Below are 15425 nucleotides of genomic sequence, written 5' to 3'. Positions count from 1 at the left end.
GCCTTGCAACGACCTCAGGCAAGGGCCTGATACCGGCTCCTACTCATCGGCCCGCGCCGGAATCCACCACTCTTCGCCTCGGGCCGTGCTGATGTATTCCGGCCAGCGGAAGTCGTGGGGTACCTGGAAGTCCTTGGGCAGCAGCGGCGCCTGCCAGCGACTGCCGCCGATGCCGCCACCGGTGCGCTCGATGAACTCGGCCTTGGCCGCGCTGAGCAACGCCTCGTCGGTGAGCAGGTCCACCAGAGTCGCGGCAATGGTCTTGGCGGCGACCTCGATCATCGGATCGATGGTCTGGCGGATGCCCCCCAGGGCGTTGGACACCCAGTCCGGATAGACCGTCCCCGACGGCGCGCTGAGCATCGGTCGGGCCACCAGCAGGCGCACGGTCGGGCAGTGCCAGGTGTATTCCGGGTAGTCGTCGGAGGTCAGGTAGTTCTGCCAGGCCGGCATCTGCAGACGCATCTGGCGCTCGCATTCCTGGGGCTCGATCAAGGCTTCGGTGGCCGGCAGGAAGGGTCGTTCCATGGCTTCCAGACCGAGGTTGCGCTGGATCTCGCGGGCGATTTCTCGGGCTTCTTCGTCCCACTGCGGGGCGCCCACCGCCGCCAGGTTGTCGTAGGTGGCCTGGGCCATGACGTGGTTGGGCAGGCCGCCCCGGGACTTGCAGACCCAGGTCTTTTTCCAGCGACAACCGGTGGCCATGGCCGCGGCAGCGGCGTTGTTGTCCATCACTTGGGAGATGGTTTCAGCCTGTTCGATGGAGTCGCAACGCAGCAGGTACTGGATCTGCGACAGGTGCGGCGGCAGGTTGTCGGCGGTGGCCTGGCCGGCGGTGAGGATCGCCTCGTTGTAGCTCCACAGGCCGGTGAACGGCAGGGTCGAGCGGCGCAGGCTTTCGTTGAGGGTATAGAAATGCACCAGGGCATCGTTGGCCCCCGGAGCCCGGGCCGCCAAGTGATTCTGCGGAATGGGGCTGTAGCGATCGGCAGCGATCCAGTTCTGCGGGTCTTCGCAGGTGAAGCTGTAGATGTAGGCGTAGGCGATGCCGCAGTGGGTGTCCCAGGTGGTGGTGTTGTTCAGCGGCAACATGTAGGTGGGGTGAAAGCTGATGGCGGCGTCGAGGTCGTCGTAATAACCCTTGGCGGCGTGGACCGGCTTGGAGGCGCGGAGCTTTTCCGCCGGCTCGCCGAAGAACCTGATGCTGCCCTGCAAGCCGAATTCCACCATGGTCGCCTTGGCCGCCAGGGCCCCACCGAGGGCGCTGATGCCCAGGGCCGAGTGCGGATCGGTGTGCCCCGGGGCGAAACGCGACAGGCCGTCCCGGGGCTGTTTGCGAGTGGTGGCCGCCTGGCAGTTGCCGGGCACCGCATCGTACTCGCCATAGGTGGCCAGCAGCGGTCCCTGGCCTTGGGTAAAGGTGGCGCAGAAGGCCGTGGGCATGCCGCCACTGCCGCGCTCGACGATGAAACCCTCGGCCTCCAGCAGCTCGACATACCAGGCGCAGGACTTGTATTCACGGAACGCCGGCTCGGCGTAATGCCAGATGATCTGGTGCCAGTCCGACAGTTGCTGGCGGTGGCGTTCAACCCAATCGAGAGCGAATTCTTTGTAGCGGGACATCCGCGGCACTCCTGGTTATCCAGGTTCCGGCCGGCCGCTGCCAGGACGCCTCGGCGCCCGCGCAAGACCTGCAGGACCTCTTGTTGTTATAGGGATGGTCCGGTCGGTTGCAGCCCGGATCGAGGTCCAGTATTGGTGAAGCGGTGATGACATCAATCGAATTTTTTCGCCAGCAATGTCAAAGAAAATTGACCAGTTCGGTGCCGCCACGGCCCATACTGCGACGCGGCCAGCCCCTCTCGGGGTCCTGCCTGGGCAGCATCCTGGCACCGGCCGGTTCCCTTCGAAGACAGGTTTCCTTGACCCGGAGTTTGCATGCGCTATCCCTCGATCACTGCCCTGCGCGCCCTCGACGCCGTGGCCCGGCTCGGTAGCGTGACCGCTGCCGCCCAGCAGTTGAGCCTGACCCGCAGCGCCATCAGCCACCAGATCATCAGCCTCGAACAGAGCCTGGGTTTTGCCCTCACCGAACGGGTGGGACGCGGCATCGGCCTGACCTACCAGGGCGAGTGCTATGCCCGGGAAGTGAGGCGCATCCTGGCGGATATCCAGGACGCCGGACGGCGCTTCGACGGCCTGGCGGTGTCGGGCAAATTGCGCATCAGCTGCAACCCGGGGTTCGCCAGTTTCTGGCTGTGCAACCACATCAACGGCTTCCTGCGCCAATACCCCCAGGTGCAGTTGCAGGTGGTCAGCCCTCGGGCCCAGGACGACACCAGCGACGCCGAGGCCGACCTGTTCATCGCCTATGGCATCGGCGACTGGCCGGGGCTGCTAGTGGAGCAGATCGTCACCCTGCGCTTTTCACCGGTCTGCAGCCCGCGCCTGATCCATGCCATCGGCGGCCTGAAGAGCCCGCTGGACCTCAAGGACTTCCCGTTGATCCACATGAGCGACACCAGCGACTGGCGGGTCTGGCTGGCGGCCGCCGGTGCCAGCCAGGTCAACCCTGACCGTGGCATTACCTTCTCCGACGCCCATTGCGCGCAGTCCGCCTGCATCGCCGCCCAAGGCGTGGCCATCGGCGACAACCTGCTCAGCGGCGACGCCCTGGCCCGGGGGCTGCTGGTGCGCCCGTTCGATATCAGCATCAGCGCCCTGCGCGGTTATTTCCTGGTGATCGATCCGGCCAAGGCCGAGCGGCCGGCGGTCCAGGCGTTCAGCGACTGGCTGAAAAACCAGCTGCAGATCAGTGCCCAAAGCATCAGTGACAACCCGCTGATCGACCCTTGAAGGGGGCAACGACTGGGAAATTTCACTCACCAATGAGGCAAAAATTATTCCATTGATGTGGCGTTGCTTTTCACAATAATGAGTCCACCACCTGCTGCACACACAATAAAAACTCAATCGTGCAGGTGGGTTTCCGGGAGATCTCTGTAGTGTCCAGTAGCCCCTCGACTCAACTCAGCGCCCAAGGAATCAGCCAGTATTACGGCAACTTCACTGCCCTGGACGGCATCGATCTGGACGTTCGCCAAGGCGAATTCCTCACCCTGCTGGGCCCTTCCGGCTCAGGCAAGACCACGTTGTTGATGATCCTCGCGGGCTTTCTCACCCCCAGCGCCGGCAAGCTGCTGGAGCGTGGCATCGACATCAGCCGGCGCCCGGCAGAGAAACGCAACTACGGCATGGTGTTCCAGGGCTACGCCCTGTTCCCGCACATGAGCGTGGCCGACAACGTCGCCTACCCGCTGCGCATTCGTGGGGTGAAGGCCGAGGAGCGCCAGCGCCGGGTCAAGCACATCCTCGAAGTGGTGGGCCTGGGAGCTCACCTGCACAAGAAACCTTCCGAGCTGTCCGGCGGCCAGCAGCAACGGGTGGCCATCGCCCGGGCTCTGGTATTCGAACCGGACATGTTGCTGCTGGACGAGCCGCTGTCGGCCCTGGACAAGAACCTGCGCGAACAACTGCAGACCGAGCTGCAGCGCATCCACCGCCAGGTCGGCACCAGCTTCGTCTTCGTCACCCACGACCAGGGCGAAGCCCTGGCCCTGTCGACCCGCATCGCCATCTTCAACCAGGGACGGCTGGCGCAGATCGACACCCCGGAAGCCATCTACGACCGGCCGAAAAACCGCTTCGTCGCCGAGTTCCTCGGCAAGATGAACCTGTTTCCGCTGCAGGGCCTCTCCCGCAACGGCAGCCAGGCCAGCGGGCGCTTTGGCGACAGCCCGCTGCACGCCACCACAAACGGGGAAATCAGCAGCCAGCCGCAGTTGCTGGCGGTGCGTCCGGAATACATGACGCTGCACACCGAGCGACCGCAAGCGGGCGAGCACAACGTGCTACCGGCCTGCCTCGGTGACCGGGTGTACCAGGGCTCCAGCACCCACCTGGCGCTGAATATCAGCCCGGAACTGGCGCCGGTGAACCTTTCGGTGCCCGGCGATCATCCCGGCGCCCGCTTGCCCAGTGGCACCCCGGTGTGGCTGAGCTGGCCGGTGCGCCACAGCTTCCTGCTGGAAGCCTGAACCGGCCACGCTCGCTGTCGATCGTTTTCGTAGAAAGCCAATAACAATATCGGCCGGCGCCTTGCACGTCGGCCTCGCGAGGACTTGCCCCATGAGCCAGCACCATCAACGCGACTGCATCGAAATCCTTATCGAAAAAGCCCGTGGCGGGCAGGTCAGCCGCCGCACTTTCATCCAGGCCATGGGGCTGCTGGCCGCAGTGCCCCTGGCGCTGCGCAGTGGCATCAGCTGGGCGGCGGACAAACCCCTGGTGGTGGTCAACTGGGGCGGCGATGCGCTCAACGCCTTCCGCAGTGCCTGGACCGACAGCTTCACCCAGAGCACCGGCATCCCGGTGCGCATCGACGGCGCCGGCCCCACCGAAGGGGCGATCCGTTCGCAGCTGGCCAGTGGCCGGCCGAGCTGGGACGTGGTGGACGTGGACAGCTACAGCGCCATGACCCTGGGCCGCGACAAGGTCCTCCAGCCCCTGGACTACAGCGTGGTGCAACGGGATCTGGTGGCCCCGGAGCTGTCCCACGAACACGGCGTCGCCGGTTACCTGTTCAGCTACGTGATCGCCTGGGACAGTCAGAAATACGGCAACAACGGCCCCAAGGATTGGGCGGATTTCTGGAACGTCGAGAAATTCCCCGGCAAGCGCACCCTCTACAAGTGGATGAACGGCATGCTCGAGGCTGCGCTGCTGGCCGACGGCGTGGCCGCTGACCAGCTGTACCCGCTGGACGTGCCTCGGGCCTTGCGCAAGATCGATGAACTCAAGCCCCACGTCCTTTCATTCTGGGGCTCGGGCGCCGAAAGCCAGCAGTTGATGATCGAAGGCGAAGCCTCCATGGGCGCCATCTGGCACACCCGCGCCACCCTGCTCCATGAGGACAGCGAGGGCCGCATCAAGTGGGGCTTCGACAATGCCTTCCTCAACGCCAGCAGCTGGGGCGTGCTCAAGGACAACCCGGCAGGCGCCGCGCCGGCCATGCAGTTCATCCAGCACGCCTTGCAGCCCGCCGGGCAGCTGAAGCTATTCGAAGCCCTGGGCAACGGCCCGTCCAACGCCGCCACGCAACAGTTGATGAGCGCCGAACAGCGGGAGATCAACTGCGCCTCCGAAGCCAACATGAAGAAGCAGATCTTCCTCAACACCCAGTGGTACGCCGACCACTACTCCAGCACCCTGGAGCAGTACCTGACCCACCTGTCCAAGTGAGCCGTCGACCATGAGTGCAACCCGAACCGCACGCCTGGAACGCAGCCTGCTGCTGTTTCCCCTGCCGTTGCTGCTGGTGGTGTTCTACCTGTTACCGTTCTTCGGCGTGGTGAGCTGGAGCTTCACCCTGCCCGAGCCCGGGATCGAGCAGTACCAGCGCATCGCCACGGACCCGGCGATCCACGACATGCTCCTGCGCACCCTGCGCCTGTGCCTGACCGTGAGCCTGCTGGCCCTGGTGATCGGCTACCTGCTGGCCTACTGCTGGGTGTTCAGCCCGCCGTTCTGGCAGCGCATGGTGGAAATCTGCGTGTTCATCCCGTTCTGGATCTCGGTGCTGGTGCGGGCCTTCGGCTGGCTGATCGCCCTGCGCAGCAATGGCGTGGTCAACGACAGCCTGCTGTCCCTGGGCTGGATCGATCACCCCTTGCAACTGACCCGCAACGAACTGGGGGTGGTGATCGGCATGCTGCACTTCATGATCCCCTATGCGCTGTTCCCGCTGCTGTCGAGCATGCGCCAGCTGGATCAACGGGTGCTGCTGGCCTCCCGCGGCCTGGGGGCCGGTGCGCTGCGGACCTTCTGGCAAGTGCTGCTGCCCCAGACCCTGCCAGGGCTGCTGGGGGCTTTCATCATGGTGTTCGTGTTCTGCCTGGGCTTCTTCATCACCCCGGTGCTGCTGGGTGGCGGGCAGACGGTGATGATCGCCGAGTACGTGTTCCTGCAGATGTTCCAGACTAGCAACTGGGGTCTGGGCGCGGCCCTGAGCCTGGTGCTGCTGACCCTGGTCAGCGCGCTGATCTGGCTGCTGCTGCGCATCACCCGTGTCAATCGACTGGTGGGTTGAGGTCACTATGAATACACATCGCACTGCATTGAGTACCCGGCTGATCGCCGTGGTCGCCATGGCCTTCATGCTGTTCCCGCTGCTGACGGTGATCCCGGTGTCCTTCACCGCCAAGCGCTACCTGTCGATGCCCGAGGGCAACTGGTCGCTGCGTCACTACGAGGCATTACTGAGCAACCCCGACTGGCTGTCGAGCATCGGCCAGAGCCTGGCCATCGCCAGTGCCACCAGCCTGATCGCCACCTTGCTGGCGGTGAGCTTCAGCCTCGGCATCTGGTACCTGCGCTCGCGCCTGGCAACCCTGCTGATCGGCCTGGTGCTGCTGCCCATGGCCATTCCGCCGGTGATCTCGGCGCTGGTGCTGTACTTCATGGAAACCAACCTCGGGCGCATCGCCCCGGGCTGGGGCTACGACACCCTGCCCGGGGTGGTGATCGCCCACGTGGTGATGGTGGTGCCCTACGGCGTGGTGACCATGCTGGTGGCCCTGAGCCAAGTGGACCGGCGCATCGAGCTGGCCTCGCGCAACCTGGGGGCCAGCCTGATGCAGACCACCTTCCTGGTGATGCTGCCGAACCTCAAGCTGGGGATCTTCTCCACCGCGCTGCTGAGCTTTGCCCTGTCCTGGGAGGAGGTGGCGGTGACCCTGTTCATCACCAGTGTCGACGTCAACACCCTGCCCCGGCGGATCTGGAGCGGCCTGCGGGATAACGTCGATCCTAGCGTGGCGGCGATCTCGGTGCTGCTGATCGGCCTGACCCTGCTGGTGCTCATGGGCCGCCTGGCCCTGCAGTACGCCGCCCAGCGCCGCGCCCGCTCCTGATTGCCCCCTGTGGCGAGGGAGCAAGCGGCCTCGCCACACAGCCCCTCCACAGCCCTCCCCCGCGTCCGGCTATTCGCCACCGAGCTGACCGAAGTCATGCCTAGTCCCCTCGGTTTTGTCCGATAGTGCGCAGCTCGCTCACCCGGTTGCCCAGGCTCTTCTAGACTCAACGGGTGGTCGTATTCGGAACTGAGCAAGTCGCTTTCGTGCGGATCAATCAGAGGCAGCGTGTCAAGCTGCCCTTTATGCCCTGAACAGGTGCGGCAACGACCGCACCGGGTACAACAAGATACCCATTCAGGGTGCATGGCCAACGGCCTGAAACGCCGCGCTACCGTGACGTGGCAACCAGTGCCGCAGCCGACACTTTCGGACAGCCGACAACCACCAGGTTTGTCCGTGACCGTGAGGAATTGCTGTATGCCTGATGAAACACTGCATCTGCCGTTGATCCACACCCTGCTGGAGCGTCACAAAGGCTCCCCGGGTGCGCTGTTGCCGATTCTCCACCAGATCCAGGAAGAGCTCGGCTACATCCCCGATCTGGCCGTCCCCGAAATCGCCCATGCACTCAATCAGAGCCAGGCGGAAGTGCGCGGGGTGATCAGCTTCTACCATGATTTTCGTACCGCACCGCCGGCGCGCCACATCCTGCGCCTGTGCCGCGCCGAGTCCTGCCAGAGCCGCGGCTCCGAGCAGCTGGCGGCGCAACTGCGCGCACGCCTGCAACTGGATGACCACGGTAGCAGCGCCGACGGCTCCATCAGCCTGCGGCCGGTGTACTGCCTGGGGGCCTGTGCCTGTTCGCCGGCCCTGGAGCTGGACGGACAGTTGCATGCCCGGGTCAGCGCCGAACGTCTGGATGCGCTGCTGGACAGTTGCCGGGAGGACGCGTGATGCCAAGCCTCTATCTGCCCTGTGATTCCCTGGCCCGGGCCGTGGGCGCCGACGCGGTGGCCGACGCCATCGCCGCCCAGGCCGAGCAGCACCAACTACCGCTGCAACTGCAACGCACCAGCTCCCGTGGCCTGTACTGGCTGGAACCGCTGCTGGAAGTCGATACCCCGGACGGACGCCTGGGCTTCGGCCCGGTGAGCGTCGCCGACGTACCCTCGCTGCTGAACGCCCTGCAAGACGCTCCCGCCAGCCATCCCCTGGCCCTGGGCCGGGTGGAAGACCTGCCCTACCTGAAGAGCCAGCAACGTCTGCTGTTCGCCCGCGCCGGCATTACCCGGCCGCTGTCCCTGGCGGACTATCGGGCCCACGGCGGCTTCGAGGGCCTGAGCCGCGCCGTCGCCCTGGGCGGTGACCAGACCGTGGCCGCGGTGCTCGACTCCGGCCTGCGGGGCCGCGGCGGCGCGGCCTTCCCCGCCGGGATCAAATGGCGCACCGTGCGCGACACGCCGCAGCAGCAGAGGTACGTGGTGTGCAACGCCGACGAGGGCGACTCCGGCACCTTCGCCGACCGCATGCTGATGGAAGGCGACCCGTTCCTGCTGATCGAAGGCATGGCCATTGCCGGTATCGCGGTCGGCGCCAGCTACGGCTACATCTACGTGCGCTCGGAATATCCCCAGGCGGTGGCGACCCTGCGCGAAGCCCTGGAAATCGCCCGGGATGCCGGTTATCTCGGGGCCAATGCCGGCGGTAGCGGCCAGGCGTTCGACATGGAGGTGCGGGTCGGTGCCGGGGCTTATATCTGCGGCGAAGAAACCGCCCTGCTGGACTCCCTGGAAGGCAAGCGCGGCATCGTTCGCGCCAAGCCGCCGATCCCGGCGCTGCAAGGCCTGTTCGGCCAGCCGACCCTGGTGCACAACGTGCTGACCCTGGCCTCGGTGCCACTGATCCTGGAAAAGGGCGCGCCGTTTTATCGCGACTACGGCATGGGCCGCTCCCTGGGCACCATGCCCTTCCAACTGGCGGGCAATGTGCGTCACGGCGGCCTGGTGGAACGGGCCTTCGGCCTGACCCTGCGCGAGCTGGTGGAAGGCTACGGCGGCGGCACCGCCAGCGGTCGGCCGCTGAAGGCTGCGCAAGTCGGCGGCCCGCTCGGCGCCTGGGTGCCCCCTGCACAGTTCGATACGCCGCTGGATTACGAAGCCTTCGCCGCCATGGGCGCGATGCTCGGCCACGGCGGTGTGGTGGTGGCCGATGACAGCCTGGACATGGCCCACATGGCGCGCTTCGCCCTGCAATTCTGCGCCGAGGAATCCTGTGGCAAATGCACCCCGTGCCGCATCGGTTCGACCCGCGGCGTGGAGGTCATCGACCGCCTGCTGGCAGCCCCCGATCAAGGCCGGCGCGATGAGCAGGCGCTGATCCTCAAAGACCTGTGCGACACCCTGCAATACGGCTCGCTGTGCGCCCTGGGCGGGATGACGTCCTATCCGGTGGCCAGCGCCCTGAAACACTTTCCCGCCGACTTCGGTCTGCAGCCCTCGGAGGCCGACCAATGATCAGTATTTTCGACCCAGCCACAGACATCGACCTCAATGCCGTGGACTTCGGCACCCCAGCCCGCGACAGCCAGGTGCAAGTCAGCCTGAACATCGACGGACGCAGTATCAGCGTGCCCCAGGGCACCTCGGTGATGCGCGCCGCCGCCCTGCTGGGCACCACCATCCCCAAGCTCTGCGCCACCGACAGCCTGGAAGCCTTCGGCTCGTGCCGCATGTGCCTGGTGGAAATCGACGGCATGCGCGGCTACCCGGCTTCCTGCACCACCCCGGTCAGTGAAGGCATGGTGGTGCATACGCAAACGCCAAAGCTGGCGACCCTGCGGCGCAACGTGATGGAGCTGTACATCTCCGACCACCCGCTCGACTGCCTGACCTGCTCGGCCAACGGCAACTGCGAACTGCAGACCGTGGCCGGCCAGGTGGGCCTGCGGGAAGTGCGCTACGGCTATGACGGCGCCAACCACCTGGACGATCAGAAAGACACCTCCAACCCCTACTTCGACTACGACCCGAGCAAGTGCATCGTCTGCAACCGCTGCGTGCGCGCCTGCGAGGAAACCCAGGGCACCTTCGCCCTGACCATCAGCGGCCGCGGCTTCGAATCCCGGGTCGCGGCAGCCGGTGGCGACAACTTCCTCGACTCCGAATGCGTGTCCTGCGGCGCCTGCGTGCAGGCCTGCCCGACGGCGACCCTGATGGAAAAAAGCGTGGTGGAAATCGGCCAGCCGGAGCGGGCGGTGATCACCACCTGCGCCTACTGCGGGGTGGGCTGCTCGTTCCGCGCCGAGATGAAGGGCGACCAGCTGGTGCGCATGGTTCCGGACAAGAACGGCCAGGCCAACCACGGCCATTCCTGCGTCAAGGGCCGCTTCGCCTGGGGCTACGCCACTCACCCTGACCGCATCACCAAACCGATGATCCGCAAACACATCAGCGACCCGTGGCAGGAAGTCAGCTGGGACGAAGCGGTGACCTACGCCGCCAGCGAGCTGCGGCGCATCCAGTTCAAGTGCGGCCGCGACTCCATCGGCGGTATCACCTCCAGCCGCTGCACCAACGAAGAAACCTACCTGGTGCAGAAACTGGTGCGGGCAGCCTTCGGCAACAACAACGTCGACACCTGTGCGCGGGTCTGCCACTCGCCCACCGGCTACGGTCTCAAGCAGACCCTGGGGGAATCCGCCGGGACCCAGAGCTTCGACTCGGTGATGCAGGCCGACGTGATCCTGGTAATGGGCGCCAACCCCAGCGACGCCCACCCGGTGTTCGGCTCCCAACTCAAGCGGCGTCTGCGTGAAGGGGCCAAGCTGATCGTCATCGATCCGCGACGCATCGATCTGGTGGACTCGGTACACGCCCGCGCCGAGCTGCACCTGGCTCTGCGCCCGGGCACCAACGTCGCCATGCTCAATGCCCTGGCCCATGTGATCGTCACCGAAGGGCTGGTCAACCAGGGGTTCGTCGACGCCCGCTGCGAGCCGGAAGCCTTCGCCCAGTGGAGCGCCTTCGTCAGCCGCGCCGACAACTCGCCGGAAGTGCTCGGCGCCATCTGCGGCGTCCCCGCCGCCGACATCCGCGCTGCCGCGCGCCTGTACGCCACCGGCGGCAACGCCGCGATTTACTACGGCCTGGGCGTCACCGAGCACAGCCAGGGCAGCACCTCGGTGATGGGCATCGCCAACCTGGCCATGGTCACCGGCAACATCGGTCGCGAAGGGGTCGGGGTGAACCCGCTACGGGGGCAGAACAACGTCCAGGGCTCCTGCGACATGGGCTCCTTCCCCCACGAGCTGCCGGGCTATCGGCACATCTCCAACCAGGCGGTGCGCCAGGAGTTCGAGCAGGCCTGGAACGTCACCCTGCAAGCCGACCCCGGCCTGCGCATTCCCAACATGTTCGAAGCGGCCCTGGGCGGCAGCTTCAAGGGCCTGTACTGCCAGGGCGAGGACATCGCCCAGAGCGACCCCAATACCCAGCACGTGACTGCGGCCCTGTCGGCCATGGAATGCGTGGTGGTGCAGGACATCTTCCTCAACGAAACCGCCAAGTTCGCCCACGTGTTCCTGCCGGGCTCCTCGTTCCTGGAAAAGGACGGCACTTTCACCAACGCCGAACGGCGCATCTCCCGGGTGCGCAAGGTCATGGAGCCCCTGGGTGGCAAGGCCGACTGGGAAGGCACCCTGGCCCTGGCCGCGGCCCTGGGCTACCCGATGCACTACAACCATCCTTCGCAGATCATGGATGAAATCGCCCGCCTGACCCCGACCTTCACCGGCGTCAGCTACGCCAGCCTGGACCGCCACGGCAGCCTGCAATGGCCGTGCAACGACGCCGCGCCGGACGGCACGCCGACCATGCACATCGACGAGTTCGTGCGCGGCAAGGGGCGCTTCATGCTCACCGGCTACGTGCCCACCGACGAGAAGGTCAATGGCCGCTACCCGCTGCTGCTGACCACCGGGCGCATCCTCAGCCAGTACAACGTCGGTGCCCAGACCCGGCGTACCGACAACGTCGCCTGGCACGCCGAGGACCGCCTGGAAATCCACCCCACCGACGCCGAGAGCCGGGGCATCAACGAAGGCGACTGGGTGGGCATCGGCAGCCGCGCCGGGCAGACCGTGCTGCGGGCCCGGGTTACCGAGCGAGTGGCGCCGGGGGTGGTCTACACCACCTTCCACTTCCCCGAATCGGGGGCCAACGTGATCACCACCGACAACTCCGACTGGGCCACCAACTGTCCGGAGTACAAGGTCACGGCGGTGGAAGTCAGCCGCGTCTATCACCCTTCCGAATGGCAGAAACGCTACCAGGCCTTCAGCGATGAACAACATCGCCTGCTGGACAAGCGCGGCCGCTCCCGGGATGGCAAGGCGGAGGTGCGCCGATGAGCACCGCCAACCTGATCAAGATGGCCAACCAGATCGCCGCCTACTTCGTCAACGAGCCCAATCAGGACCAGGCGGTGCTCAACGTGCGCAACCACATGCAAATGTACTGGACCCCGGCCATGCGCAAGGAACTGCTGGCCTGGCAGACCGAGCAGCAAGGAGCGGACCTGCACCCTCTGGTGCAGAAAGCCGTCAGCCATGCAGGATGGGAGGCCTAGGCAAAGGCTCCCCGGACGGCTGAACGCCGGCCGGGGACATTCACTGACCGGGGCAACGCTGATCCGCTGGAGGCCTGGACTGGACCGCCAGCGGCAAGGTTGCCCCCGGTTTGCTCAGCGGCAGCAACTGGTACACCGCAAACGCACACATCGCCTGCACCTCGCCTCCGGCCACCGGGATGTAATTCAAGCCGACAAAGGCTTCGTAACTCTTGCCCGGCTCGAACAGCACCACCTTCTTCACCGGCGCACAGGTGCGATAGGTACTGCCATAACTGCCTGCAGCCACACCTCCCCCTTCCAGCAGAAAAGGCCTGCCGGCGGGCACCCGATACTCGGTGACGACCTCGGTGTAAGCCCCCTCGCCCATACGGATCGCACCCACATAGGACGGCAGCTTCGGCGCGAAACGCGGCAACATGTCGATCTGCCTCGGCTGCAGCGGGAACTGCGGATAGTTGATGTTCGCCTGTTGATCGCTGCCGAAACGCCCGGCCTTGGCCAGGCGCTTGCTGTCACCCTGGCAACCGGCATAGGCCTCACCGCGCACCTCGCCATTGGTGATCACCCGCAACTGCGCCGTCGGCACGCCAAGGGGCGGTTCCGAATAAGGCAGCACCGGCTTGACGCTGCAGGCGCCGAGCAACGACAGCAGCGCCAACAAGGGGATATTTCCGGGGTTCATGACTGATCTTTCCTTTGTCTGAAGCGGCATAAGCGGCTGAGCAGGCTATCGGCCGAGTGAGGGTAGTCTGCACTGAATCATCGGCCAGGCAACCGCTGTTTGACAGGCGCCTGAGTCGGCACTAGCTTCCAAGGCCGTGCCTTTGAGTCAGCAACCAAAAACTCAGGTGAACCCAGTGCTCAAGCCCAATCCCTTGCACCACAACCAGCCCCCTCCGCGCGTTGCAGTGTGCCCCCGGCAACCGGCTCCCCTTGCCCTGCGCACTCGACGCCTTCTGCGCCCGATTTGCCGTCGCGGCATGAACAGATCGCTGCCAACGCTCGTCCCGCCCTATTAAGCGTCTCTTGCCGAACACCCCTGGCGTGTTCGTTGCTGCGTCTCACTGATCTTCGTTTACACACCTGGAACGCTTCGCTCTGGAGAGCGCTGCAGTGCGCGATAGGAACCCCCTAAAGGACTAGCGAGCCCGGCTGATGCCCGGGCGGGAGCCTCTATCCATGTCACAAAAAGTGATCGCCTTCTTTCCTGAAGCCGCCTACGGGCCGGCGTTGAACTCTGTGGGTATCGCCCAGGCCTGCGAGGCACTCGGGCACAAGGCCGTATTCCTCACGGACCCTGGCATGCAAGGCGTGTATGCCAGGTTCGGCTTTGAGGAACACCGGGTGAACATGTCCGCGCCGATGCCGGCCGCAGAGATGGCCCGTTACTGGATCGACTTCATCAACGGCCACCTGCCGAACTTTCGCAAAACACCCCTGGAGCAGATCGACACCTATGTGAAGGAATGCTGGGCAGCGATCGTCGATACGGCGAAATGGGCACAGAAGGAACTGCCTGCGGTGCTGGCGAGGGTCGAACCCGATCTGATCTGCGTCGACAACGTCGTCATGTTTCCCGCGATCAAGCAGTACCGCGCGCCCTGGGTGCGCATCATTTCCTGCTCGGAGAATGAAATCGGCGACCCGGACATCCCGCCGCACCTGTCCGGGATGAGCGTTCAGGACAAAGCCGGTCATGAAGGTTTCCGAGCGCGCTTCGAGGAAGTGATCCGCCCGATCCACGAGGACTTCAACCTTTTCCTCCAGGCCCAGGGCGAGAAACCCTATCCCCTGGGCACCTTCTGCGAACCCTCGCCGTTCATGAACCTGCTGCTCTATCCCGATGCCGTCCGCTTCAAGCGACGCCACCCATTGCCTGCCGAGCGCTTCCACTACCTGCAAGGCAGCGTGCGCAAGGACAGCCCCTATGAGATCCCCGAGTTCCCGGTACAACGCCACCAGCCATTGCTGTACGTGAGCTTCGGCAGCCTGGGCAGCAGTGACATCCCCTTGCTCAAACGCCTGATAGACGCCCTCGGCAAACTGCCCTATCGAGCCCTGGTCAATGTCGGCGAGCACTTGGACCAGTACCCGGTATTGCCGGACAACGTGCAGATTGCCGACTGGCTGCCGCAGCCCTCGGTGATCGCCCAGGTGGACGTAGTCATCCACCACGGTGGCAACAACAGCTTCACCGAGTGCCTGTACTTCGGTAAGCCGGCCATCGTCATGCCCTACGTCTGGGACGGCCATGACAACGCCATGCGGGCCCAGGAAACCGGCCACGGCTTCCGGCTCGACCGTTACCAATGGACCGAAGTGCAACTGGCCGAAGCCCTGAGCGCCTGCCTCAACGACAGCGTGCTGCGCCAACGCCTGCAACGCACCAGCGCCCAGATGCAATCACGCCAGGGCACCGAAGAAGCCGCACGCCTGCTCGATGACCTCCTCAAGCGCGAGGTCCGGCCCAACCTTCGAAAGGGAGTGCAACACAAGGAGCGCGACCGATGAACACACCGCTGCTACAGGACCCGCTGCAGATCACCGACCTGCAGGATTGGGGCGAGATACCAGAGATGCTGGAAGGCCAGTCACGGGTTGCCGGCGTGCTTCTGCACAAGGGTGCACAAGGCCAGTCGGAATGCGGCCTGTGGCGCTGCACTCCCGGCAAGTGGAGGTGCCATGTGACCCGGGATGAGTTCTGTCACTTTCTTGAAGGGCGCTGCACCTATGTCCATGAGTCCGGGGAAGTGATCGAAATCCGCCCGGGCAGCAGCGCGTTCTTTCGCCAGGACTGGAAAGGCACCTGCACCGTCCACCAGACGATCAAGAAGGTCTACATGATTCGCTGAAAGCCGTTACTGAGGGCTCTTCATTCACCCA

The 15425-nt window shown here is 65.1% G+C and carries 13 protein-coding genes; 11 read left to right on the top strand and 2 right to left on the bottom strand.

The window, feature by feature from the left end; genetic code table 11:
• Positions 1-39: 39 nt before the first annotated feature.
• Complete coding sequence (locus P7C00_RS02195; protein WP_404938066.1) at positions 40-1623, bottom strand: amidohydrolase; 1584 nt, start codon at positions 1621-1623, stop codon at positions 40-42.
• Positions 1624-1938: 315 nt separating this feature from the next.
• Here P7C00_RS02195 and P7C00_RS02190 point away from each other — a divergent pair, with 315 nt between their 5' ends.
• From P7C00_RS02190 to P7C00_RS02150, 9 genes are all read left to right on the top strand, one after another.
• A complete protein-coding gene (locus P7C00_RS02190; RefSeq protein ID WP_346634168.1) occupies positions 1939-2856 on the top strand; it encodes a LysR substrate-binding domain-containing protein in 918 nt (305 codons plus the stop codon).
• 149 nt (positions 2857-3005) lie between these two features.
• The gene (locus tag P7C00_RS02185; protein ID WP_404938065.1) at positions 3006-4097 is read left to right on the top strand and encodes an ABC transporter ATP-binding protein; all 1092 of its coding nucleotides are present in this window, start codon (positions 3006-3008) and stop codon (positions 4095-4097) included.
• Positions 4098-4188: 91 nt separating this feature from the next.
• Complete coding sequence (locus tag P7C00_RS02180; protein WP_346634166.1) at positions 4189-5301, top strand: ABC transporter substrate-binding protein; 1113 nt, start codon at positions 4189-4191, stop codon at positions 5299-5301.
• Positions 5302-5311: 10 nt separating this feature from the next.
• The gene (locus tag P7C00_RS02175) at positions 5312-6148 is read left to right on the top strand and encodes an ABC transporter permease (protein ID WP_102882151.1); all 837 of its coding nucleotides are present in this window, start codon (positions 5312-5314) and stop codon (positions 6146-6148) included.
• Positions 6149-6155: 7 nt separating this feature from the next.
• The gene (locus P7C00_RS02170) at positions 6156-6971 is read left to right on the top strand and encodes an ABC transporter permease (protein WP_077933215.1); all 816 of its coding nucleotides are present in this window, start codon (positions 6156-6158) and stop codon (positions 6969-6971) included.
• 420 nt (positions 6972-7391) lie between these two features.
• Positions 7392-7868 (top strand): formate dehydrogenase subunit gamma, encoded by a 477-nt coding sequence (locus P7C00_RS02165; protein ID WP_123724165.1) that lies wholly within the window; start codon positions 7392-7394, stop codon positions 7866-7868.
• On the top strand, positions 7868-9427 hold the full coding sequence (locus tag P7C00_RS02160; RefSeq protein ID WP_404938064.1) for an NADH-ubiquinone oxidoreductase-F iron-sulfur binding region domain-containing protein: 1560 nt from the start codon (positions 7868-7870) through the stop codon (positions 9425-9427). The genes P7C00_RS02165 and P7C00_RS02160 overlap by 1 nt, the downstream gene beginning before the upstream one ends.
• On the top strand, positions 9424-12321 hold the full coding sequence (fdhF, locus tag P7C00_RS02155) for a formate dehydrogenase subunit alpha (protein WP_404938063.1): 2898 nt from the start codon (positions 9424-9426) through the stop codon (positions 12319-12321). Before P7C00_RS02160 ends, fdhF begins: the two co-directional genes overlap by 4 nt.
• On the top strand, positions 12318-12539 hold the full coding sequence (locus tag P7C00_RS02150; protein ID WP_123724168.1) for a formate dehydrogenase subunit delta: 222 nt from the start codon (positions 12318-12320) through the stop codon (positions 12537-12539). The genes fdhF and P7C00_RS02150 overlap by 4 nt, the downstream gene beginning before the upstream one ends.
• A gap of 40 nt (positions 12540-12579) precedes the next feature.
• Here P7C00_RS02150 and P7C00_RS02145 read toward each other — a convergent pair whose 3' ends face one another.
• Complete coding sequence (locus tag P7C00_RS02145; RefSeq protein WP_404938062.1) at positions 12580-13224, bottom strand: amidase; 645 nt, start codon at positions 13222-13224, stop codon at positions 12580-12582.
• A 497-nt stretch (positions 13225-13721) separates the two neighbouring features.
• On the opposite strand from P7C00_RS02145, the gene P7C00_RS02140 reads away from it, so the two are divergent.
• A complete protein-coding gene (locus P7C00_RS02140; protein WP_404938061.1) occupies positions 13722-15053 on the top strand; it encodes a nucleotide disphospho-sugar-binding domain-containing protein in 1332 nt (443 codons plus the stop codon).
• Entirely contained in the window at positions 15050-15394 is a 345-nt protein-coding gene (locus P7C00_RS02135; protein WP_123724171.1) for a cupin domain-containing protein, read from the top strand. Before P7C00_RS02140 ends, P7C00_RS02135 begins: the two co-directional genes overlap by 4 nt.
• Positions 15395-15425: the final 31 nt, after the last annotated feature.

Origin of the sequence: Pseudomonas sp. JDS08PS003 (assembly GCF_045013505.1) — a bacterium.
GTDB lineage: Bacteria > Pseudomonadota > Gammaproteobacteria > Pseudomonadales > Pseudomonadaceae > Aquipseudomonas > Aquipseudomonas protegens_B.
The sequence above is the reverse complement of the archived record's forward strand: the minus strand, read 5'-3'. Positions and strand labels throughout refer to the sequence as shown.

What these genes read in the sequence shown, in the direction of transcription:
- P7C00_RS02195 (WP_404938066.1), bottom strand. Translation starts at nt 1,623, where the DNA reads ATGTCCCGCTACAAAGAATTCGCTCTCGATTGGGTTGAACGCCACCGC.
- P7C00_RS02190 (WP_346634168.1), top strand. Translation starts at nt 1,939, where the DNA reads ATGCGCTATCCCTCGATCACTGCCCTGCGCGCCCTCGACGCCGTGGCC.
- P7C00_RS02180 (WP_346634166.1), top strand. Translation starts at nt 4,189, where the DNA reads ATGAGCCAGCACCATCAACGCGACTGCATCGAAATCCTTATCGAAAAA.
- P7C00_RS02175 (WP_102882151.1), top strand. Translation starts at nt 5,312, where the DNA reads ATGAGTGCAACCCGAACCGCACGCCTGGAACGCAGCCTGCTGCTGTTT.
- P7C00_RS02170 (WP_077933215.1), top strand. Translation starts at nt 6,156, where the DNA reads ATGAATACACATCGCACTGCATTGAGTACCCGGCTGATCGCCGTGGTC.
- P7C00_RS02165 (WP_123724165.1), top strand. Translation starts at nt 7,392, where the DNA reads ATGCCTGATGAAACACTGCATCTGCCGTTGATCCACACCCTGCTGGAG.
- P7C00_RS02160 (WP_404938064.1), top strand. Translation starts at nt 7,868, where the DNA reads ATGCCAAGCCTCTATCTGCCCTGTGATTCCCTGGCCCGGGCCGTGGGC.
- fdhF (WP_404938063.1), top strand. Translation starts at nt 9,424, where the DNA reads ATGATCAGTATTTTCGACCCAGCCACAGACATCGACCTCAATGCCGTG.
- P7C00_RS02150 (WP_123724168.1), top strand. Translation starts at nt 12,318, where the DNA reads ATGAGCACCGCCAACCTGATCAAGATGGCCAACCAGATCGCCGCCTAC.
- P7C00_RS02145 (WP_404938062.1), bottom strand. Translation starts at nt 13,224, where the DNA reads ATGAACCCCGGAAATATCCCCTTGTTGGCGCTGCTGTCGTTGCTCGGC.
- P7C00_RS02140 (WP_404938061.1), top strand. Translation starts at nt 13,722, where the DNA reads ATGTCACAAAAAGTGATCGCCTTCTTTCCTGAAGCCGCCTACGGGCCG.
- P7C00_RS02135 (WP_123724171.1), top strand. Translation starts at nt 15,050, where the DNA reads ATGAACACACCGCTGCTACAGGACCCGCTGCAGATCACCGACCTGCAG.